Origin of the sequence: Brachybacterium epidermidis (genome assembly GCF_015209585.1) — a bacterium.
GTDB lineage: Bacteria > Actinomycetota > Actinomycetes > Actinomycetales > Dermabacteraceae > Brachybacterium > Brachybacterium epidermidis.
The window spans coordinates 82,250-97,802 of sequence record NZ_JADEYR010000004.1 but is presented as its reverse complement, the minus strand read 5'-3'; the positions used below and the strand labels follow the sequence as shown (position 1 = coordinate 97,802).

Here is a 15,553-nt window from a genome sequence, read left to right as displayed (position 1 = left end):
GGGGCCGCAGTTCAGGCGGTGACGGTGAGGATGCGCGGCTCCCTGCCCTCTGCGAGGGCCTGATCCACCAGCGCACGCGCCAGATCCTCCCGGGGCAGCGTCCGATCGCCCTGCTCCAGTGCGGATCCCACCACCTGCTCCCGGGTGCCCAGCAGGTCCGTGGTGCGGCCTGCGCGCAGCACGGTCCAGTCCAGTCCGCTGCCCGCCAGCAGTCGTTCCAGGCGGCGCAGATCCTGCAGCCCACCATGGTGCAGGCGCCGCCGCAGTGGGCCCCACAGGCGTGACGAGTCGGACAGCTCCGTGCTGGAGACCCCGACCAGGCGCTGGGCGCCGACGGCCCGCATGGCCCGCACGGCGGCGATCGCCGCATCGGTGGCCAGCATCGTCGCATCGTGCACCAGCTGCGGGGTGAGTGCCAGGACCACGCCGTCCGCGCCGCGCACGGCGGGTTCCAGATCCTCCTGGCTGCCGCTCTCGGCGCGCAGGACCTCCAGTTCGGGCGAGAGGCGGGGCACCCGACGCGGCAGCGGTGCGGTGGCACGCACGCGCAGGCCCCGCACCAGGGCCTCGCGCACCACGGCCTCGCCCAGGGGGTCGTCGGCTCCGATCACGGTGAGGGTCTGCTGTGCCATCGGGCCAATGTATCCGTCTGCTGGGCGGTGTGCGCTGCCCGCCCGCAGGCCACCACGGGGCGGCCGCGGGTGACCACGGGGCGACCGCTGGTGGCCATGGGGAGATCTGCCGGTACTGCCGTCCAGCAGAGGTGCCGACGTTTTTGGTGGGCCGGGTGACCGGTGGGAGACTCGATCGGTGACCGAGCCGCCCGCCACTGCCCAGGAGCAGCCCGGACGCAGCGCGTCCCAGGTGATCCGGGCACTGGCACCCTCGATCTACGTCCCCACCCTGCTGCAGTTCATCGGGCAGGCGGCCCTGATGCCCGTGGTCACCCTGCTGGCCCTGCGCCTGGACTTCAGCGAGGCGCAGGCCGCCTCCCTCACAGTGGTGTTCGGGCTGGCGGCGTTCCTGGGGCCCATCCCCTCCGGCAGGCTGATCGGGAGGGTCGGGGCCAGGACCGCACTGGTGGCCTCCGGCGGGCTCCTGGTGCTGGCGAGCCTGGCGGCGTATCTCGTGCTCACCCCGGCGCTGGAGGGCACCGGCGGAATCGCGCACAGGGCCACCCTGATCGGGATGCTGGTGGTGATGGCCGGCTGCTCCCAGGTGTGGATGCTGGGCAGGCAGTCGTACCTGGGCACCGCGCTGCCCGCCTCGATGCGGGCCCGCGGGATGACGATGTTCGGCGGCATGATCCGGGTGGGCCAGGTGATCGGCCCCCTCGGCGGCGCGGCGGTGCTCGCCGCAGGATCCATGACCGGGGTGTTCCTGCTGTACGCAGTGATGACCCTGGCCGCGACCGTGATGGTGGCCGTGTTCCTGCCCGCCGGTGAGAGGCGCAGCGCACCCGTGCGCCGTCATCGCGAGCACGTCCCGCGCAGCCCCACCCGGATCCGCCTCACCCGCGCCGTGCTGACGCGGATGCTGCTGGTGTGCGTGGGGATCGCGCCGGTGATGATGGCACGGGTGAACAATCCCGTGATCCTCCCGCTGCTGGGGGAGCGTCTGGGACTGGACGCCATGTGGATCTCGATCGTGTTCGGGGTCTCGGCCGTGGTGGAAATCCTGCTGGTGATCCCCGCTGGGGTGCTGATGGACCGCTTCGGCCGGGCGGCCGTGGCCGTGCCGTGTGCCGGGCTCATGGGCATCGGCTACCTCGCCCTGGCGGTCGCCGGTGGCGCTGCGGTGGGCGGCGGGCACACCACGGCACTGCTGGCACTGCTGCTGCCCAGCATGCTGATCGCCCTGGGCAACGGGCTGGGATCGGGCATCGTGATGACCCTGGGCATCGACGTGTCCCCGGTGCACGGCCGCACCCGCTACCTGTCCTGGTGGAACACCATGATGGGTGCCGGCGGACTGGTGGCGCCGCTGCTGGTGGCGGGGATCGTGCTGGTGGCACCGATGACCGCCGCGGCCGCAGTCACCGGTGCGCTGTGCCTGGGCGGAGCGGCGCAGCTGGCCCGGGTGCTGCCGCGGGCCACTCCGCCGGGGCGGGGGAGGGCTCCGGGGAAGGGCGATGGGCCCGCTCCCTGAGGAACGAGGGCACCGGGCGAATGCGGGACGTGGGGGGGCCGGGAAGCCCGGGTGCAGGTCTCCGGCGGTGCGCTCAGGCGGCCTGAGTATGCTCCGGAAGAGCGGCGTCGATCATGAGCTCGCGGGCTGATTCGATGTCGATGCCGCGGGCGATCGCGATCTCGGCTGCCAGAGGGGTGAGCGCGGAGCGCAGCAGGCGACGCTCGGACAGGCTCGAAGGCGTCGCGCCAGATTCGCGCAGGATCTGGCGCACCACGCCCACGCGCTCCGTGAGCGAGCGCGACTGTGCCCGCATCTCGAGCTGCTTCATCCGACGGGCCCAGGTCTCCTTGCGTGTCGGCGGGGGCGGGGACGGCTGGGCGAGCTGATCGAGCACCTCCAGGATCTGGTCCTCCGCCAGCAGGCTGCGCAGCCCCACGTCCACGGAGCGTCCCAGCGCGACCGAGATCCGCATGTCCTCGCCCACCACCTCCAGCTCGACGTAGGTCGTGGGTGTCCCGCGCACACGGCGCTTGCGCACGGAGAGCACGCGCACGGGTCCGTGCACGGGATGAGCGAGGACCGACCCCACCTCGAGGGAGGGGGTGTCGATGGGCTGACGGGCGGCGGTGGTTGCTGCGGGCACGAGAGAACCTCCTCGAAGGGACGAACGCTCCGTCGGCACTCCGGCTGCTGGGTCCGGGGCGGCCGATCGGGCTCCTGCGGGCGGCCCATGGGGCGGGGAGACAGGGCGGGATGGCGCGAATGTCTGTCGACCTGCGTGTTCAGGCCGACGACACTTGTGACGGAGCGTCATCATCATCCCATGTTTCTGACGTGAAATCCAGAGGGTGACATTTCTGAGTGCGCATGCACCCCCCTGGGGGCTGTCGACCTCGGTCGGGAATGTGTCGACCGAGGTCGGATCGCTCCGTGGACCGAATGGGGTGGAATGGGACCATGACCCCACCCAACCCCGACGCCGCCCGCCCTGACGGACCTGCCGTGCTGATCGACCAGGTCGGTGTGGTGTTCGACGGCGCGGTGCTGCTGGTGGAGGCCACCGGATCGGTCGATCCCGGCGGGATCCTCGCCGTGACCGGGCCGAACGGCGCCGGGACGACGCCGCTGCTGCGCACCATCGCCCGGATCCTCGAGCGCACCTCCGGGCAGGTGCTGGTCCGGGGCCGGGTGCCGGATGACCGGGACCGCTCTTTCCGCCGCAGCCTCGCCGCGCTGATCGGCCCCCCGCAGACAGCCCGGGACCTCACCATCGCCGAGCACCTGCAGTTCATCGCCGCGACCTGGGGTGTGCGGGCGAAGGACGCGAGCACCCGGTCCGAGGAGCAGCTGGCGGAGCTGGGCATCGCGCAGCTCGGCGCCCGGTACCCCCATGAGCTCTCCAGCGGGCAGAGCCAGCTGGTCGCCATCGCCCTCACGCTGGCGCGCCCCTTCGACGTGCTGGTGCTGGACGAACCCGAGCAGAGGCTGGATCCTGATCGCCTGGGACTGGTGATGGGTGCTCTGCAGCGGCGTGCACAGGACGGCGCCGCGCTGGTGATCGCCAGTCACAGCCCGCGCCTGGTGCAGGAGCTGGCCACCGAGGTGCTGGAGATCCAGGAGTGAGCTCCGCCGTCGACAAGCGCGAGCAGCGGGCCTCGCTGGAGGCGATCCGCAGCATCTGGGCCTCCCGCCGAGGGGCCCGTAGCCGCACCGACATCGCCTACCTGGTCTACCTGGTGGTGCTGAGCATCGCGGTGCTGGTCATCCCCGTGCTGAGGGCGATCGGCATGGGACTGGCCCGGCCGGACGTGGTCCCCGTGCTGCTTGCCGATGCCGCCCCGAGGACGGCCACTGCGGTGGCGCTGATGGCAGCGGCTGCGCTCCTGCTGGTCGGGGCCGTGCGCGGCCCGGCGCTGCTGGCGCCGTTCTTCACCACCACCCTTGCGGCAGGACCGATCCGTCGCCGTGCCGTGCTGTGGCGGCCGTTCGTGCGCTCTGTGCTGGTGCCGGTGACGGGGTGCACCACCGTGGCTGCGCTCATCGGCATCACCCTGCTCACGGTGGGGCGCACTGACCTGCAGGCAGCAGCCTGGTTCCTGCTCGCATCCGTGGGGACCGGTCTGCTGCAGGGCGCCTGCTGGTTCCTGGGGGAGCTGCTGAGGGGCACCCCGCGGCGGATCCTGGCGGTCGTGCTCGCCCTGCTGGGTGTGCTGTGCGCGGCGGTGCCCGTCCCCATCGGCCCCGGCGCCGCCTACCCACTGGCGGGCGGTGACTCCGCAGCCTGGGCGATCGGGCTGATCGCCATCGGAACCCTCGCGGTCGCGGCCTGCGTGCCGGGCCTGGACCGGCTGCGCGGCGCAGTGCTGCTGGAGCAGGCGATGCGCTGGGAGACGGCCTCCACCTCCGCCACCACCGGGGACCTCACCGCGGCCGCCGGCACCTTCCGGGCGCGGGCCAGCACCGGTCGTCGCCTGCCCGCGATAGGAGGGGGACCCATGGTCCTGCTCTACGCCCGACGCGACGCCGTCGCCTGGCTGCGCACCCCGGAGCGCTCGGTGATCGGCGTGCTCGGTGCGGGTCTGTCGGCCTGCGCACTCGGCTGGGGTCTGCTGGGGACCGGGCCGCTGGCCTGGACCGCGATCGCCGTCGGCACGCTCGGCGCCTGGGCCGCCAGCAGCTCCTTCGTCGACGGCATCCGGCATGCCGTCCACACTCTCGGCGCGCCGGCGCTGCTGGGGCAGAGCGCGGCGGTGCAGGCCGTGCTGCACTTCCTCGCGCCGACGCTGCTGCTCGGGGCGGTGGGCGCCCTGGGAGGAGTGGTGTCCCTGTGGTCGACCGGCGCTGCTGTCGGCAGTGATGGGGGCGGAGGCGCTGCGGTGCCGGCGGCTGTGCTGGTGCCGGTGGCGCTGGCACCCGTGCTGGTGGCGCTGCGGGTGCATGCCGCCGCCAAGGGGCCGATGCCGCTGCAGCTGGCCACCCCGATGCCCACTGCGCAGGGCGACCTCTCGGTGTTCCCGATGCTGGTGTGGCAGTCCGACGCGATCCTGCTGGCCCTGATGGCAGGCGGGCTGCTGGCGGTGGGAGGGACGATGGGCGCGCTGTGGCTGCTGCTCGGTGTCGTGCTGCTGGTGCTGGGGATCGTGCTGATGACCCGCTCCCGCTTCCGCGAGCTGCGCAGCTGAGAGGAGAGGCGATGGACCTCCGCACCACCCCGAATCCGTTGATCCGCGGTGCCGTCCGGTCGCTGAAGCGGCTGAACGACCGTCACCCGTGGGACCACAACCAGCACTTCCACCGGTGGATCCTGCGCGCCCTGCCGAGTCGGTGTGAGTCCGTGCTCGACGTCGGCTGCGGTCGCGGTGACCTGGTCGCAGTGCTCGCCGAGCGGATACCGAGGGTGGACGGCATCGACCCCGACCCGATGATGGCCGAGGTCGCAGATGCCCGTTTTCGGGGCGACCCACGGGTGCGCATCCACCGGGCGTCCTTCGAGGAGATCACCTGCGGCGGGGCGGGTGACAGCAACCGCGCGACCGCCCGCTACGACGCCATCACCATGGTGGCCTCGCTCCACCACATGGACCTGGAACGCGCTCTCGCCGCGGCTGATGGCCTGCTGCGCCCCGGCGGGCACCTGCTGGTCGTGGCGCTCACCGCCTCGCGCGGGCCCCTCGACACGGCCTGGGACGCCCTGAACGTTCTGGCGAACCCCGTCATCGGCCTGATCAAGCATCCCCGACCGGCCACAGCAGAATCGATCGACACCGACATGCCCGTTCGCGACCCCGCCATGGGGTTCGCGGAACTGCGCACGCGCACCCGTGCCGTGCTTCCTGGTGCGCGGCTGCGGCGCCGCGAGGGCTTCCGCGTGACGCTCGCCTGGCAGAAGCCACCGGAGCACCCGCATCGCCCTCGGGCGCGCTCGGGAGGTGGGGGACCTCGTTCTCAGAGGGGTGCGTAGAGCGCGGACGGAGCATCCGTGCGTGCGGCCCAGATCCGATCGCCGTAGGACCAGTGCCACCATTCCGGCTCGTAGTTCACGAAGCCGGCTGCGTCCATGGCCTCGGTCAGGATCTGCCGTGCCCGTCGGGCGCCCGGAGAGATGTTCTCGGCACTCATGACGCATGCGCCCGCGCTGTCCTCCGGCGTCTGGTTCACAGGGGTGCCCATGTCCACCTCGATGCCGTTCTCGGTCAGTGTCAGATCGACGGCGGCTCCGCACGGGTGCGGGGCGACCTCGACCGGCGAGATGTACTTGCTGGCCTCGATGCGGGCGGCGTGCTCGCTCAGGCCGGGATCCTGCGCCATGAGGTGGGACAGATACTCGCTGAAGTACTGGCTCTGGAGCCCGGTAGGGCGGTAGCCCTCGATGAACAGCAGGTCGAACCGATCGGGAAGCGCCCTGCGCGCGATCAGCAGTCGCTCGGCCACTTTCCGGCGGAGCCTGCGCCACGCGCCCTCCGGATCGGCCTTGCGGTCATCGATCCTCAGGTCGGAGACATCCGTGAGATCGATGAGCGGCTCACCGGTGTCCTCCACCGGTATCTCCAGCAGGCGAGGGTCTGAGAGGAGCAGCACGAGCCCACTATAGGTTTCGGTGCCCCTGGAGTGACTCCGTCCGCCGCGCGATGACCTCACCCAGGCGGGAGATCGCATCCGCGATCACCTCGGGGGAGTGCGTGACGAAGCTGAGGCGCATCGTGGAGCGGTCCGGATCGCTCGCGAAGAAGGACCAGCCCGGCAGGTACGCGACGCCGGCGTCGACCGCCTCGGCCAGCATGTCCTGGGCGTCGTACCCCTTCCCGAGGGCCGCCCACAGGAACATCCCGCCGTCGGGGTGGGTGATGTGCGCCCCGGCCGGGAGCAGTGGCGCGAGGGCCTGCGCCATCGCATCGCGCCGCTCCCGGTACACGGCGCTGACCTGCGCCACGTGCGCGTCGAGATCCGCGGTGGCCAGGTAGCGGGCCACGGTCAGCTGGTCGACCACGGAGGACTGCATGGAGATCGCCGCCTTCGCCACGGCCAGGGTGTCCAGGATGGGCCCCTCGGCGCGCATCCAGCCGATGCGCACCCCCGGGCTCATCAGCTTGCTCATCGAGTTCAGCAGCAGGGTGCGCTCGCTCATCCCCGGCAGGGCGGCGATGGGCGCCCAGGTGCTCCCGGTGAAGCTCAGCTCACCGTAGGGGTCGTCCTCCACCAGGGGGGTGCCGGTGCGCAGCAGCACCTCGGCCACTGCCTGACGCCGCTCCACCGGCATGGTGCGTCCGGTGGGGTTCTGGAAAGTGGGGATCAGGTACACGAACCGGGGATGGTGGGTGCGGATCGCCTCCTCGAGCGCATCGGGCACCACGCCGTGCTCATCGGTGTCCACCCCGATCATGTGGGCGCCGTGCACGGCGAAGGCCTGCACCGCGGCGAGATAGGTGGGGGACTCCACCAGCACCACGTCCCCCGGCTCCAGCATCGCCTGGGCGATCACGAACAGACCCTCCTGGGAGCCGGAGGTGACGCGGATCTGCGAGGCATCGGTGGGCACCGTGCGCGAGAGCCGCCGTGCCGCTTGCTCGCGCAGTTCCCTCTCGCCCTCGCTGACCCCGTACTGCAGGGCCCGGGTGCCCTGATGGGTGAGGACCCAGTCGTAGGCCTCCGCGATCGGCGACAGGTCGAACAGCTGCGGATCCGGGATGCCGCCCGCGAAGGAGACCACGTTCTCCCGAGCTGCGAGGGAGAAGATGTCCTTCAGCGGGGAGGACTCCATGCCCGCATAGCGGGCGGCGACGGGGAATCGGAACGGCGCATCGGTCATCTGGCCATCGTGCCACTGCGATCATGTGGAGCGGGTGAGCCCCACGCCCGCACACCCTGCCGGGGCGGTCGCCGGCGAGGCGCGGCCGTTCAATCCGCCAGCACGCCCTCCAGCCGCAGCAGCGCCAGCTTCGTCTCCACGCCACCCGCATACCCGGTCAGGGCCCCGTTCGAGGCCAGCACCCGGTGGCAGGGGACCACGATCGACAGCGGATTGGAACCGACGGCGGCGCCCACCGCCTGGGCCGCCCGCGGACTCCCCACCGAACGGGCGATCTGGCCGTAGGTGGTGGTGCCTCCGAACGGGATCCGCTGCAGCTGTTCCCAGACGCGGTGCTGGAACGGGGTGCCCACCGCGGCCAGCGGCAGTTCGAAGTCGGTGCGCTCACCGGCCAGGTACTGGCCCAGCTGGGTCGCGGCGGCATCGAGAACGGGGTGGGTGTGGCCGGCGGGATCGCCCAGCTGGGAAACCACCGGGAAGTGCTTCTGCTGCTGGCGCCAGACCCCGATCAGGGCATCGTCGCCCGCGGCGAGCACGTAGGTGCCCAGGGGCGTGTCGATCCTGCGGTGGCGGATGCCGGCCATCAGCGGTGCGGGCATGGTCGTGATGGATCCTTCGGCAGGACGGATGCGGGCGCGGTACCGGCCGGCCGGCCGGCCGCGCGCCACGGCGGCAGCAGCACTGGGCACGAACTCGACGCGGTCGCGGCCCGGGGTGCGCGAGGGGCAGGAGGGGCGGCAGAGATGCCGGTGGAGCGCACGCACGTGAAGGACACGCCGTCGGAACGGGCGTCCCTCGCCGTGATGGCGGCGTAGCGCTGGTCATCGGTGAGCTCCTGCATGCCCCCAGTGAACTCCTCGACGGCTCGCGGTGCCACCGGAATCCGGACAACGTGGTCGGGGCGGTTCCGGATCAGGGCGCGGCCAGGCCGCTCCGTGCGAGATCGTCAAGGCCCCGCCGATCCGCACCGGGGCGCACGGCGCTGACCCTGTACTCGCCTGCGCCGCGAATCCGCAGATCACCCACCGGCGCATTGGTCCCCGCCCCGGCGGTGACCCCCGGCAGCAGAAAAAACTGAGTCGCGACAGGTCTGTCAACCATGTCGCGACTCAGGACACGAGAGCGGATGACGGGAATCGAACCCGCGTAATCAGTTTGGAAGACTGAGGCTCTACCATTGAGCTACATCCGCATGACCTGCAGCGATGCCGGATTCTGGCCTGAATGCGGAACGCTGCGGCCCGCCTGGACCGGTGGCGATCCCCGGATGCTCGCATGGTCGCTGCAGGCGGGGATCGCAGACCATTGAACCAGATCCCGGCCTCAGGATCACGCCGCAGGACCCGGTTGGAAGCATGCATCTGCTCACAGCGCCATCGGGTGGGCACAGCGCACGGTGCCGCGAACGGGTAATATCCGGTGGGTTGCCCTCCGGGGTGTAGCTCAGCTTGGTAGAGCACCCGCTTTGGGAGCGGGAAGCCGCAGGTTCAAATCCTGTCACCCCGACTCCGCCTCCGGGTCGCTGCACCACCTGCGCCCCGCGGCGAACACGTAGACCACCTGAACGACTCATCCACAGGGAGACCTGACCAGTGAAGACCGCGTCCGAGAAGCTCAGCCCCACCCGGGTCAAGCTCACCGTCGAGGTGCCCTTCGACGAGCTCAAGCCCGCCGTCGAGGCCGCCACCAAGAAGATCGCCGACCAGGTTCAGATCCCGGGCTTCCGCAAGGGCAAGGTCCCCACTCGCCTCGTGGAGCAGCGCTTCGGCCGGCCCGCGATCATGCAGGAGGCCGTCAACGACGCCCTGCCGGACTTCTACCAGAAGGCCGCTTCCGAGGTCGAGCTCAAGCCGGTGGGCCGCCCCGAGGTGGAGGTCAGCGAGATCCCCGGCCTGGACGGCTCCGAGGACGGCAACCTCGTGTTCGTCGTCGAGCAGGACGTGCGCCCCGAGATCGAGCTGCCGGACTTCTCCTCCGTCGAGATCGAGATCGAGGAGCCCGCGGTCGACGACGATGCCGTCGAGGTGCGCCTGACCGAGCTGCGCGAGCGCTTCGGCACCCTGGTGGGCGTGGACCGCCCCGCCGAGGACGGCGACTTCGTGTCCCTGGACATGCTGGCCACCATCGAGGACGAGGAGATCGAGTCCGTCGAGGGTGTCTCCTACCAGATCGGCCAGGGCAACATGCTCGAGGGGCTGGACGAGGCTCTGGAGGGCCTGTCCGCAGGGGAGACCACCACCTTCACCAGCAAGCTCGCCGGTGGTGAGCACGCCGGTCAGGATGCGCTGATCAAGGTCACTCCGCAGTCCGTCAAGGTGCGCGAGCTGCCCGAGGCCGACGACGAGTTCGCCGAGATGGCCTCCGAGTTCGACACCATCGACGAGCTCAAGGACGACCTGCGCACCCAGGCCGCGAGGGACGCCGAGGGCAACCGCGTGGCCCTCGCCCGCAACGCCCTGCTGGAGAAGCTCCTGGAGGACATCGAGATCCCCGTGCCCGATCAGCTGGTGGAGGACGAGATCCTCGGCCACCTGCAGAACGAGGGCAAGGAGGCCGGCGATCCGCACGGCGAGGAGATCCGCGAGGACACCGTCAAGGCGATCCGCGCCCAGTTCCTGCTGGACGAGATCAATGCGACCCGCGAGGTCCAGGTCGGCCAGGACGACCTGATGACCTACATGACCCAGCTGTCGGCGCAGTACGGCATCGAGCCCAACCAGCTGCTGCAGATGCTGGCGCAGTCAGGACAGCTCGAGCAGATCTTCGCCGAGGTGCAGCGCTCCAAGGCGCTCGACGTGGCCCTCGCCGATGTGACGGTCAAGAACGAGAAGGGCGAGGCGCTGGACCTCGGCCTGAAGGCTGATCAGTCCGAGGAGGGCTCGGAGGACGAGGACCCCGACGAGGGTTCTGAGAAGACCCCGGCGAAGAAGGCACCCGCGAAGAAGGCTCCGGCCAAGACCGCCGCTGCGAAGAAGGTGGAGGCTGCTGAGGAGTCCGAGGACGCCGAGGAGAAGCCTGTCAAGAAGGCTCCCGCCAAGAAGGCCCCTGCCAAGAAGGCACCGGTGAAGAAGGCTCCGGCCAAGAAGGCCGACGAGGACGCCCCTGCCGAGAAGTGAGCTCGTGGCCTGGCCACGTGCTGGGTCTGAGCGATGAACGGGCTGTCATCCCCAACGGGGGTGGCGGCCCGTTCGCGTCGACCCATCCGTTCACCCCGCGGGCGCGTCCTCTCCAGTGGGCGTCCAAGCCGAATGGGCGTTCCGTTCCACGTTCGCGCTCGGGTGGAACAGAAAGGTCCATTCCGGGTTATCGGGGGCCTGTTCAGGAGGTGAGCATCCGGCCGCCGAACAGGGCGGGGCCGGTTGTGGACCGGCCTTTGCACCAGGACGACTGTCGGGCCTGACTGGCCCGCCGCGCCGGAACAGCGGCAGGCCCGGCTCCCGTGGTGGGAGCCGGGCCTGCCGGCGTGTGATCAGTGGCTGAGGATCAGCGGTAGGTCACGAAGGTGGGGTTGCCCCAGATCCCGCGCTCGGTGACGCGGTACTTGGAGCCGGAGGCGTCGATGACCTGGCCGTTGCCGGCGTAGATACCGATGTGGCCGGGCCAGGACACGATGTCACCGGGCTGGGCCTGGGACTGGGAGATGGTGCGGCCACCGTTGGTGATCTGGCTGCTGGTGCGGCCGTTGAGGTTCAGGCCGGAGCCCTGGTAGGCGTAGGTGACCAGGCCCGAGCAGTCGAAGCCGCTGCTGGGCGAGGAGCCGCCCCAGGTGTAGCCGGTGCCCACCACGGAGCGGGCGCGCTCGACGATCGAGCTGCTGGAGACGGAGCCGGAGGTCGGTGCGGACGTGCCGCCGGAGGGCACGGACGAGCCGCCGTTGAGGGCTCCACGGGTCTGGGGACCGACCACGCCGTCGACCTGCAGGCCGTTGGCGCGCTGGAAGTCCTTGACGGCCGCGTGGGTGCGGGGGCCGAAGATGCCGTCGACGGCCAGGCGTGCGCCGTTCTGGTTCAGGCCGCTCTGCAGGTCGGAGACGTTACCGCCGCGGGATCCCCAGCGCAGCTTCTCGGTGCTGTTGAGCACCAGGCTCGGGGCGGCGGCCTCGGGGGCGGCCGGGGCGGTGGCGGGTGCGGCGGGAGCCGCCCCCGGCGCCGCAGGAGCGGGAGCGCTGGGGGCGGCCTGCGCGGCGCCACCGACGAAGGCGGAGCCGACGAGGACGGTGCCCAGGACGGCCGCACCACCCATGCCACGGGCGGCCACGTGGGCGTTGCTGATCGGGGTGGTGGCGCGGCCTGCGGCGCGGTGGGTGTTGTGCTGTGCCATGGTGTGCTCTTCGTTCCTTCCAGCCTCGGTCGGGGGCTGCCGAGGGTGTCTGTTCTGTTCTGCGTCCCGTTCGCCGGGTGGCGACGGTCGGGCTCTGCGGTCCGGTGGGACCGGGCCCGAAATCCTCACGGGCTCCAGGCGGTGAAACCACCGTAGGAGCCGGTGGTGCCTGCGGTCAGCCTGCTTGGAAGGGCCGGGGAACGAACTTGACGATGCTTTTGCCGGGGAGCCATCGGACGTTACTCGAAGCGGGGACGACTTGACGTTCCCGGGGGTGAGGGCCGCGGGGGAGTGCGGTCCGTGTCACCCCCGGAGGTGCTCGCTGAGCTTCCGCGCCTTCGGGTGCTCTCGGCGCCTCGCAGTGCGCCCGCGGCGAACAGGGGACCGCTTCGTCGCACCCAGCGCCTAGAGTCATCTCATCGCCGATCCCACCACGAAGGAGACACCCGTGACCTCCACGCCCCATGACAACTCGCCCCGCAGCGCAACCGGGGAGTACCCGCTCGGGCTCGACGACAACGTCTACCAGCGGCTGCTTCGCGAGCGCATCGTGTGGCTCGGCTCCGAGGTGCGGGACGACAACGCCAATGCCATCTGCGCCAAGATGCTGCTGCTGGCCGCCGAGGACCCCACCAAGGACATCTACCTCTACATCAACAGCCCCGGTGGCTCCATCACCGCCGGCATGGCCATCTACGACACCATGCAGTACATCCAGCCCGACGTGGTCACGGTGGGCATGGGCATGGCGGCCTCGATGGGGCAGTTCCTGCTCTCCTCGGGCGCCAAGGGCAAGCGCTTCGCCACCCCGCACACCCGCGTGCTCATGCACCAGCCGCTCGGCGGGCTGGGCGGCACCGCCAGCGAGATCAAGATCCAGGCGGATCTGATCCTGTCCATGAAGCGTCAGCTGGCCGAGCTGATCGCCGAGCAGACCGGCAAGAGCGTCGAGCAGATCACTGCCGACTCCGATCGCGACAGGTGGTTCACCGCTGCGGAGGCCCTGGAGTACGGCTTCATCGACAAGATCGTCAACCGCGCCGGTGACGTCACGGGCGGTGGCGGCACGGAGGACTGACCTTCCGCCCCTCACCCCCTGCCACCGCACCTCTCACGCAAGGAGAACCCGTGACCTTCGATCCCCGCCCGTCCGCTTCCACGACCCCGGCGATGCCCTTCGCGCAGGCCGGCCCGATGCCCACGTCGCGCTACGTGCTGCCCCAGTACGAGGAGCGCACTGCCTATGGCTTCAAGCGGCAGGACCCGTACACCAAGCTGTTCGAGGACCGCATCATCTTCCTGGGCGTCCAGGTGGACGACGCCTCCGCCGATGACGTCATGGCCCAGCTGCTGGTCCTCGAGTCCCAGGATCCGGACCGCGACATCACCCTGTACATCAACAGCCCCGGCGGCTCGTTCACCGCGCTGACGGCCATCTACGACACGATGCAGTACATCAAGCCCGAGGTCACCACGGTGTGCCTGGGGCAGGCGGCCTCCGCCGCCGCCGTGCTGCTGGCTGCAGGAGCCCCGGGCAAGCGGCTCGCCCTGCCCAACGCCCGCATCCTGATCCACCAGCCCGCCATGGGTGGTCAGGGCGGAGGCCAGGCCTCGGACATCGAGATCCAGGCCAACGAGATCCTCCGCATGCGCGAGTGGCTCGAGGACACCCTCGCGCACCACTCGGGCCGCTCCAAGGAGCAGATCAGCCGGGACATCGAGCGTGACAAGATCCTCACCGCCCAGGGCGCGCTCGACTACGGTCTGGTGGACCAGGTGCTCGCCTCTCGGAAGGACGCCTCGCCGCAGATCTCACGGTGAGACGATGACGGCCGGTCGCATCGTGGATGACCCGCCCGATGCCAGATGCGACCGCTGGACGGATGACGAGGCCCGCCCTGGGGCAGATGCTGCTCGACGAGGACTGCGTCGTCGGCTACAATCTGGACGGCGGCGGCTCCAGCACCATGGTCTTCCAGGGGGAGCTGGTCAACAGGCCGCGTGGCAAGAATGAGGAACGCGGCACCTCCGACATCCTGTACGTGGCGGGGTGAGCGCCGTGCATGACTCCACCAGCCCCACCACGGCGCCCCCGAGCGCCCCGGTGCAACCGAACGCCCCGGTGCACCCTCTCTCGCCCGTGCCCGCCGTGGTGCTGCTGATACCGGTGCTGAACCCCTCCGTGGCCATGCCCGCTCTCCTCGCCCCCCTCCGCCAGGCGGTACGGCCGCTCGGCATCATCGTGGTCGACGACGGCACCGGTCCCGGCCCCGACGGCAGTGCGGACGTGCTCTTCGCGCTCCTGGAACGGCAGGGAGCCCATGTTCTGCGCAGTCCCCTCAACCGGGGCAAGGGCGCCGCGCTGAAGACTGGGATCGAGGCGGCTCGCACCCTGTTCCCGGGGTGCGGGGTGGTCACGGTCGATGCCGATGGCCAGCACCGACCCCGGGATGTTGCCGCCGTCGCCGCCGCGCTCACCCAGGCCCAACGCGATGACCCCGCCGCGCCCGCCCTGGTGATGGGGGTGCGGCGCTTCGGACCCGGCACCCCGCTGCGCAGTCGGGTGGGCAATCACGCCAGTTCCGTACTGCTGGCGACGGTGACCGGTCACTGGCTGCACGACACCCAGACCGGCCTGCGCGGAATCGACCCCCACCTGCTGGCGACGGCCGCCGCCACCCCCGGTTCCCGCTACGAGTACGAGATGAGGCACCTCATGACCCATCTGAAGCGCCGCCACCAGCTGATCCAGGTGCTGATCCGCGCCGTGTACACCGACGACAACGCCTCCAGTCACTTCCGCCCCGTGCGGGACTCCCTACGGGTGCTGGCACCGCTGTTCGCCTTCGCCCTGTCTTCACTCGGCGCGGCTGTCGTGGACACCGGACTGTTCCTGCTGCTGGCCGCTTCGGGCAATCCCCTGGTGGTGTCCCTGGCCGTGGCGCGGGCGGTCTCCGGCGCGCTGAACTGGTCGATCAACCGGTATCTGGTGCTGGGCACCGGTGGTGTGGGCTGGGCTCGCAGTCTGCTGCACTATGTGATGCTGGCCGGTGGCCTCGTGGTGGGCGCGGCCGTCGTCCTTCCGGTGCTGAGCGGCATCGGGATGCCGCTGCTGGCGGCGAAGGTCCTCACCGACCTGTTGCTGTTCGCGGTGTCCTTCGTCATCCAGCGCGCCCTGGCCCGGCCCAGTGCGCAGCCCGGCACCCTCGGCAGCCGAACCCGCCACCCCTCGGACACAGCGCCCGTGGGCCCATCGGACGCTGTGCTCGCCCACCGACGGGCACCGGTCCCGTGAGC

14 protein-coding genes, 2 tRNA genes and 2 pseudogenes are annotated in these 15,553 nt (G+C 70.7%); 10 read left to right on the top strand and 8 right to left on the bottom strand.

The features are described from left to right. Positions 1-11 precede the first annotated feature (11 nt). Positions 12-632 (bottom strand): NAD(P)-dependent oxidoreductase, encoded by a 621-nt coding sequence (locus tag IOE58_RS05805; protein WP_193865460.1) that lies wholly within the window; start codon positions 630-632, stop codon positions 12-14. Between the two features lie 178 nt (positions 633-810). On the opposite strand from IOE58_RS05805, the gene IOE58_RS05800 reads away from it, so the two are divergent. Then, positions 811-2,148, top strand: a complete 1,338-nt coding sequence (locus IOE58_RS05800; RefSeq protein ID WP_348981889.1) for an MFS transporter — start codon at positions 811-813, stop codon at positions 2,146-2,148. A 73-nt stretch (positions 2,149-2,221) separates the two neighbouring features. Here the strand turns inward: IOE58_RS05800 and IOE58_RS05795 are convergent, their stop codons facing one another. Continuing rightward, positions 2,222-2,773 (bottom strand): CarD family transcriptional regulator, encoded by a 552-nt coding sequence (locus IOE58_RS05795; RefSeq protein ID WP_228019065.1) that lies wholly within the window; start codon positions 2,771-2,773, stop codon positions 2,222-2,224. Between the two features lie 314 nt (positions 2,774-3,087). Here IOE58_RS05795 and IOE58_RS05790 point away from each other — a divergent pair, with 314 nt between their 5' ends. From IOE58_RS05790 to IOE58_RS05780, 3 genes are read left to right on the top strand one after another with little or no spacing between them, the layout of a single operon-like run. Next, on the top strand, positions 3,088-3,753 hold the full coding sequence (locus tag IOE58_RS05790; RefSeq protein WP_193865459.1) for an ABC transporter ATP-binding protein: 666 nt from the start codon (positions 3,088-3,090) through the stop codon (positions 3,751-3,753). Beyond that, positions 3,750-5,312: a hypothetical protein gene (locus tag IOE58_RS05785; RefSeq protein ID WP_193865458.1), complete on the top strand. Its 1,563-nt coding sequence runs from the start codon at positions 3,750-3,752 to the stop codon at positions 5,310-5,312. Before IOE58_RS05790 ends, IOE58_RS05785 begins: the two co-directional genes overlap by 4 nt. Before the next feature lie 11 nt (positions 5,313-5,323). Then, positions 5,324-6,091: a class I SAM-dependent methyltransferase gene (locus IOE58_RS05780; protein ID WP_193865457.1), complete on the top strand. Its 768-nt coding sequence runs from the start codon at positions 5,324-5,326 to the stop codon at positions 6,089-6,091. Here IOE58_RS05780 and IOE58_RS05775 read toward each other — a convergent pair. From IOE58_RS05775 to IOE58_RS05755, 5 genes and pseudogenes are all read right to left on the bottom strand, one after another. Further along, entirely contained in the window at positions 6,076-6,708 is a 633-nt protein-coding gene (locus IOE58_RS05775) for a M15 family metallopeptidase (protein ID WP_348981888.1), read from the bottom strand. The genes IOE58_RS05780 and IOE58_RS05775 overlap by 16 nt on opposite strands. 7 nt (positions 6,709-6,715) lie before the next feature. Beyond that, complete coding sequence (locus IOE58_RS05770) at positions 6,716-7,936, bottom strand: aminotransferase-like domain-containing protein (RefSeq protein WP_193865455.1); 1,221 nt, start codon at positions 7,934-7,936, stop codon at positions 6,716-6,718. An 89-nt stretch (positions 7,937-8,025) separates the two neighbouring features. Continuing rightward, positions 8,026-8,535 (bottom strand): methylated-DNA--[protein]-cysteine S-methyltransferase, encoded by a 510-nt coding sequence (locus tag IOE58_RS05765; protein WP_228019115.1) that lies wholly within the window; start codon positions 8,533-8,535, stop codon positions 8,026-8,028. Positions 8,536-8,652: 117 nt separating this feature from the next. Beyond that, positions 8,653-8,777 (bottom strand): annotated as a pseudogene (locus tag IOE58_RS05760) (Ada metal-binding domain-containing protein); the annotation flags it as partial. Between the two features lie 280 nt (positions 8,778-9,057). Next, positions 9,058-9,128, bottom strand: a tRNA-Gly gene (locus tag IOE58_RS05755). 240 nt (positions 9,129-9,368) lie between these two features. Here IOE58_RS05755 and IOE58_RS05750 point away from each other — a divergent pair. Further along, positions 9,369-9,442: transfer RNA gene (locus IOE58_RS05750), tRNA-Pro, on the top strand. A gap of 86 nt (positions 9,443-9,528) precedes the next feature. Continuing rightward, positions 9,529-11,052, top strand: coding sequence for a trigger factor (gene tig / locus IOE58_RS05745; protein WP_193865454.1), 1,524 nt, complete (start codon positions 9,529-9,531; stop codon positions 11,050-11,052). Positions 11,053-11,419: 367 nt separating this feature from the next. On the opposite strand, the gene IOE58_RS05740 is transcribed toward tig, so the two are convergent. Continuing rightward, positions 11,420-12,256: a C40 family peptidase gene (locus IOE58_RS05740; RefSeq protein WP_193865453.1), complete on the bottom strand. Its 837-nt coding sequence runs from the start codon at positions 12,254-12,256 to the stop codon at positions 11,420-11,422. A 448-nt stretch (positions 12,257-12,704) separates the two neighbouring features. Here IOE58_RS05740 and IOE58_RS05735 point away from each other — a divergent pair, with 448 nt between their 5' ends. The 4 genes and pseudogenes from IOE58_RS05735 (at position 12,705) to IOE58_RS05720 (ending at position 15,551) form a co-directional block, all read left to right on the top strand. Next, positions 12,705-13,334 (top strand): ATP-dependent Clp protease proteolytic subunit, encoded by a 630-nt coding sequence (locus IOE58_RS05735; protein WP_193865452.1) that lies wholly within the window; start codon positions 12,705-12,707, stop codon positions 13,332-13,334. A gap of 92 nt (positions 13,335-13,426) precedes the next feature. After that, entirely contained in the window at positions 13,427-14,077 is a 651-nt protein-coding gene (locus IOE58_RS05730; RefSeq protein ID WP_193865581.1) for an ATP-dependent Clp protease proteolytic subunit, read from the top strand. A 62-nt stretch (positions 14,078-14,139) separates the two neighbouring features. After that, a pseudogene (locus IOE58_RS05725) lies at positions 14,140-14,310 on the top strand (phosphodiester glycosidase family protein); the annotation flags it as partial. Then, positions 14,307-15,551 (top strand): glycosyltransferase, encoded by a 1,245-nt coding sequence (locus IOE58_RS05720; RefSeq protein ID WP_193865450.1) that lies wholly within the window; start codon positions 14,307-14,309, stop codon positions 15,549-15,551. The pseudogene IOE58_RS05725 and the gene IOE58_RS05720, both read left to right, overlap by 4 nt. The last annotated feature ends 2 nt before the right edge of the window (positions 15,552-15,553 follow it).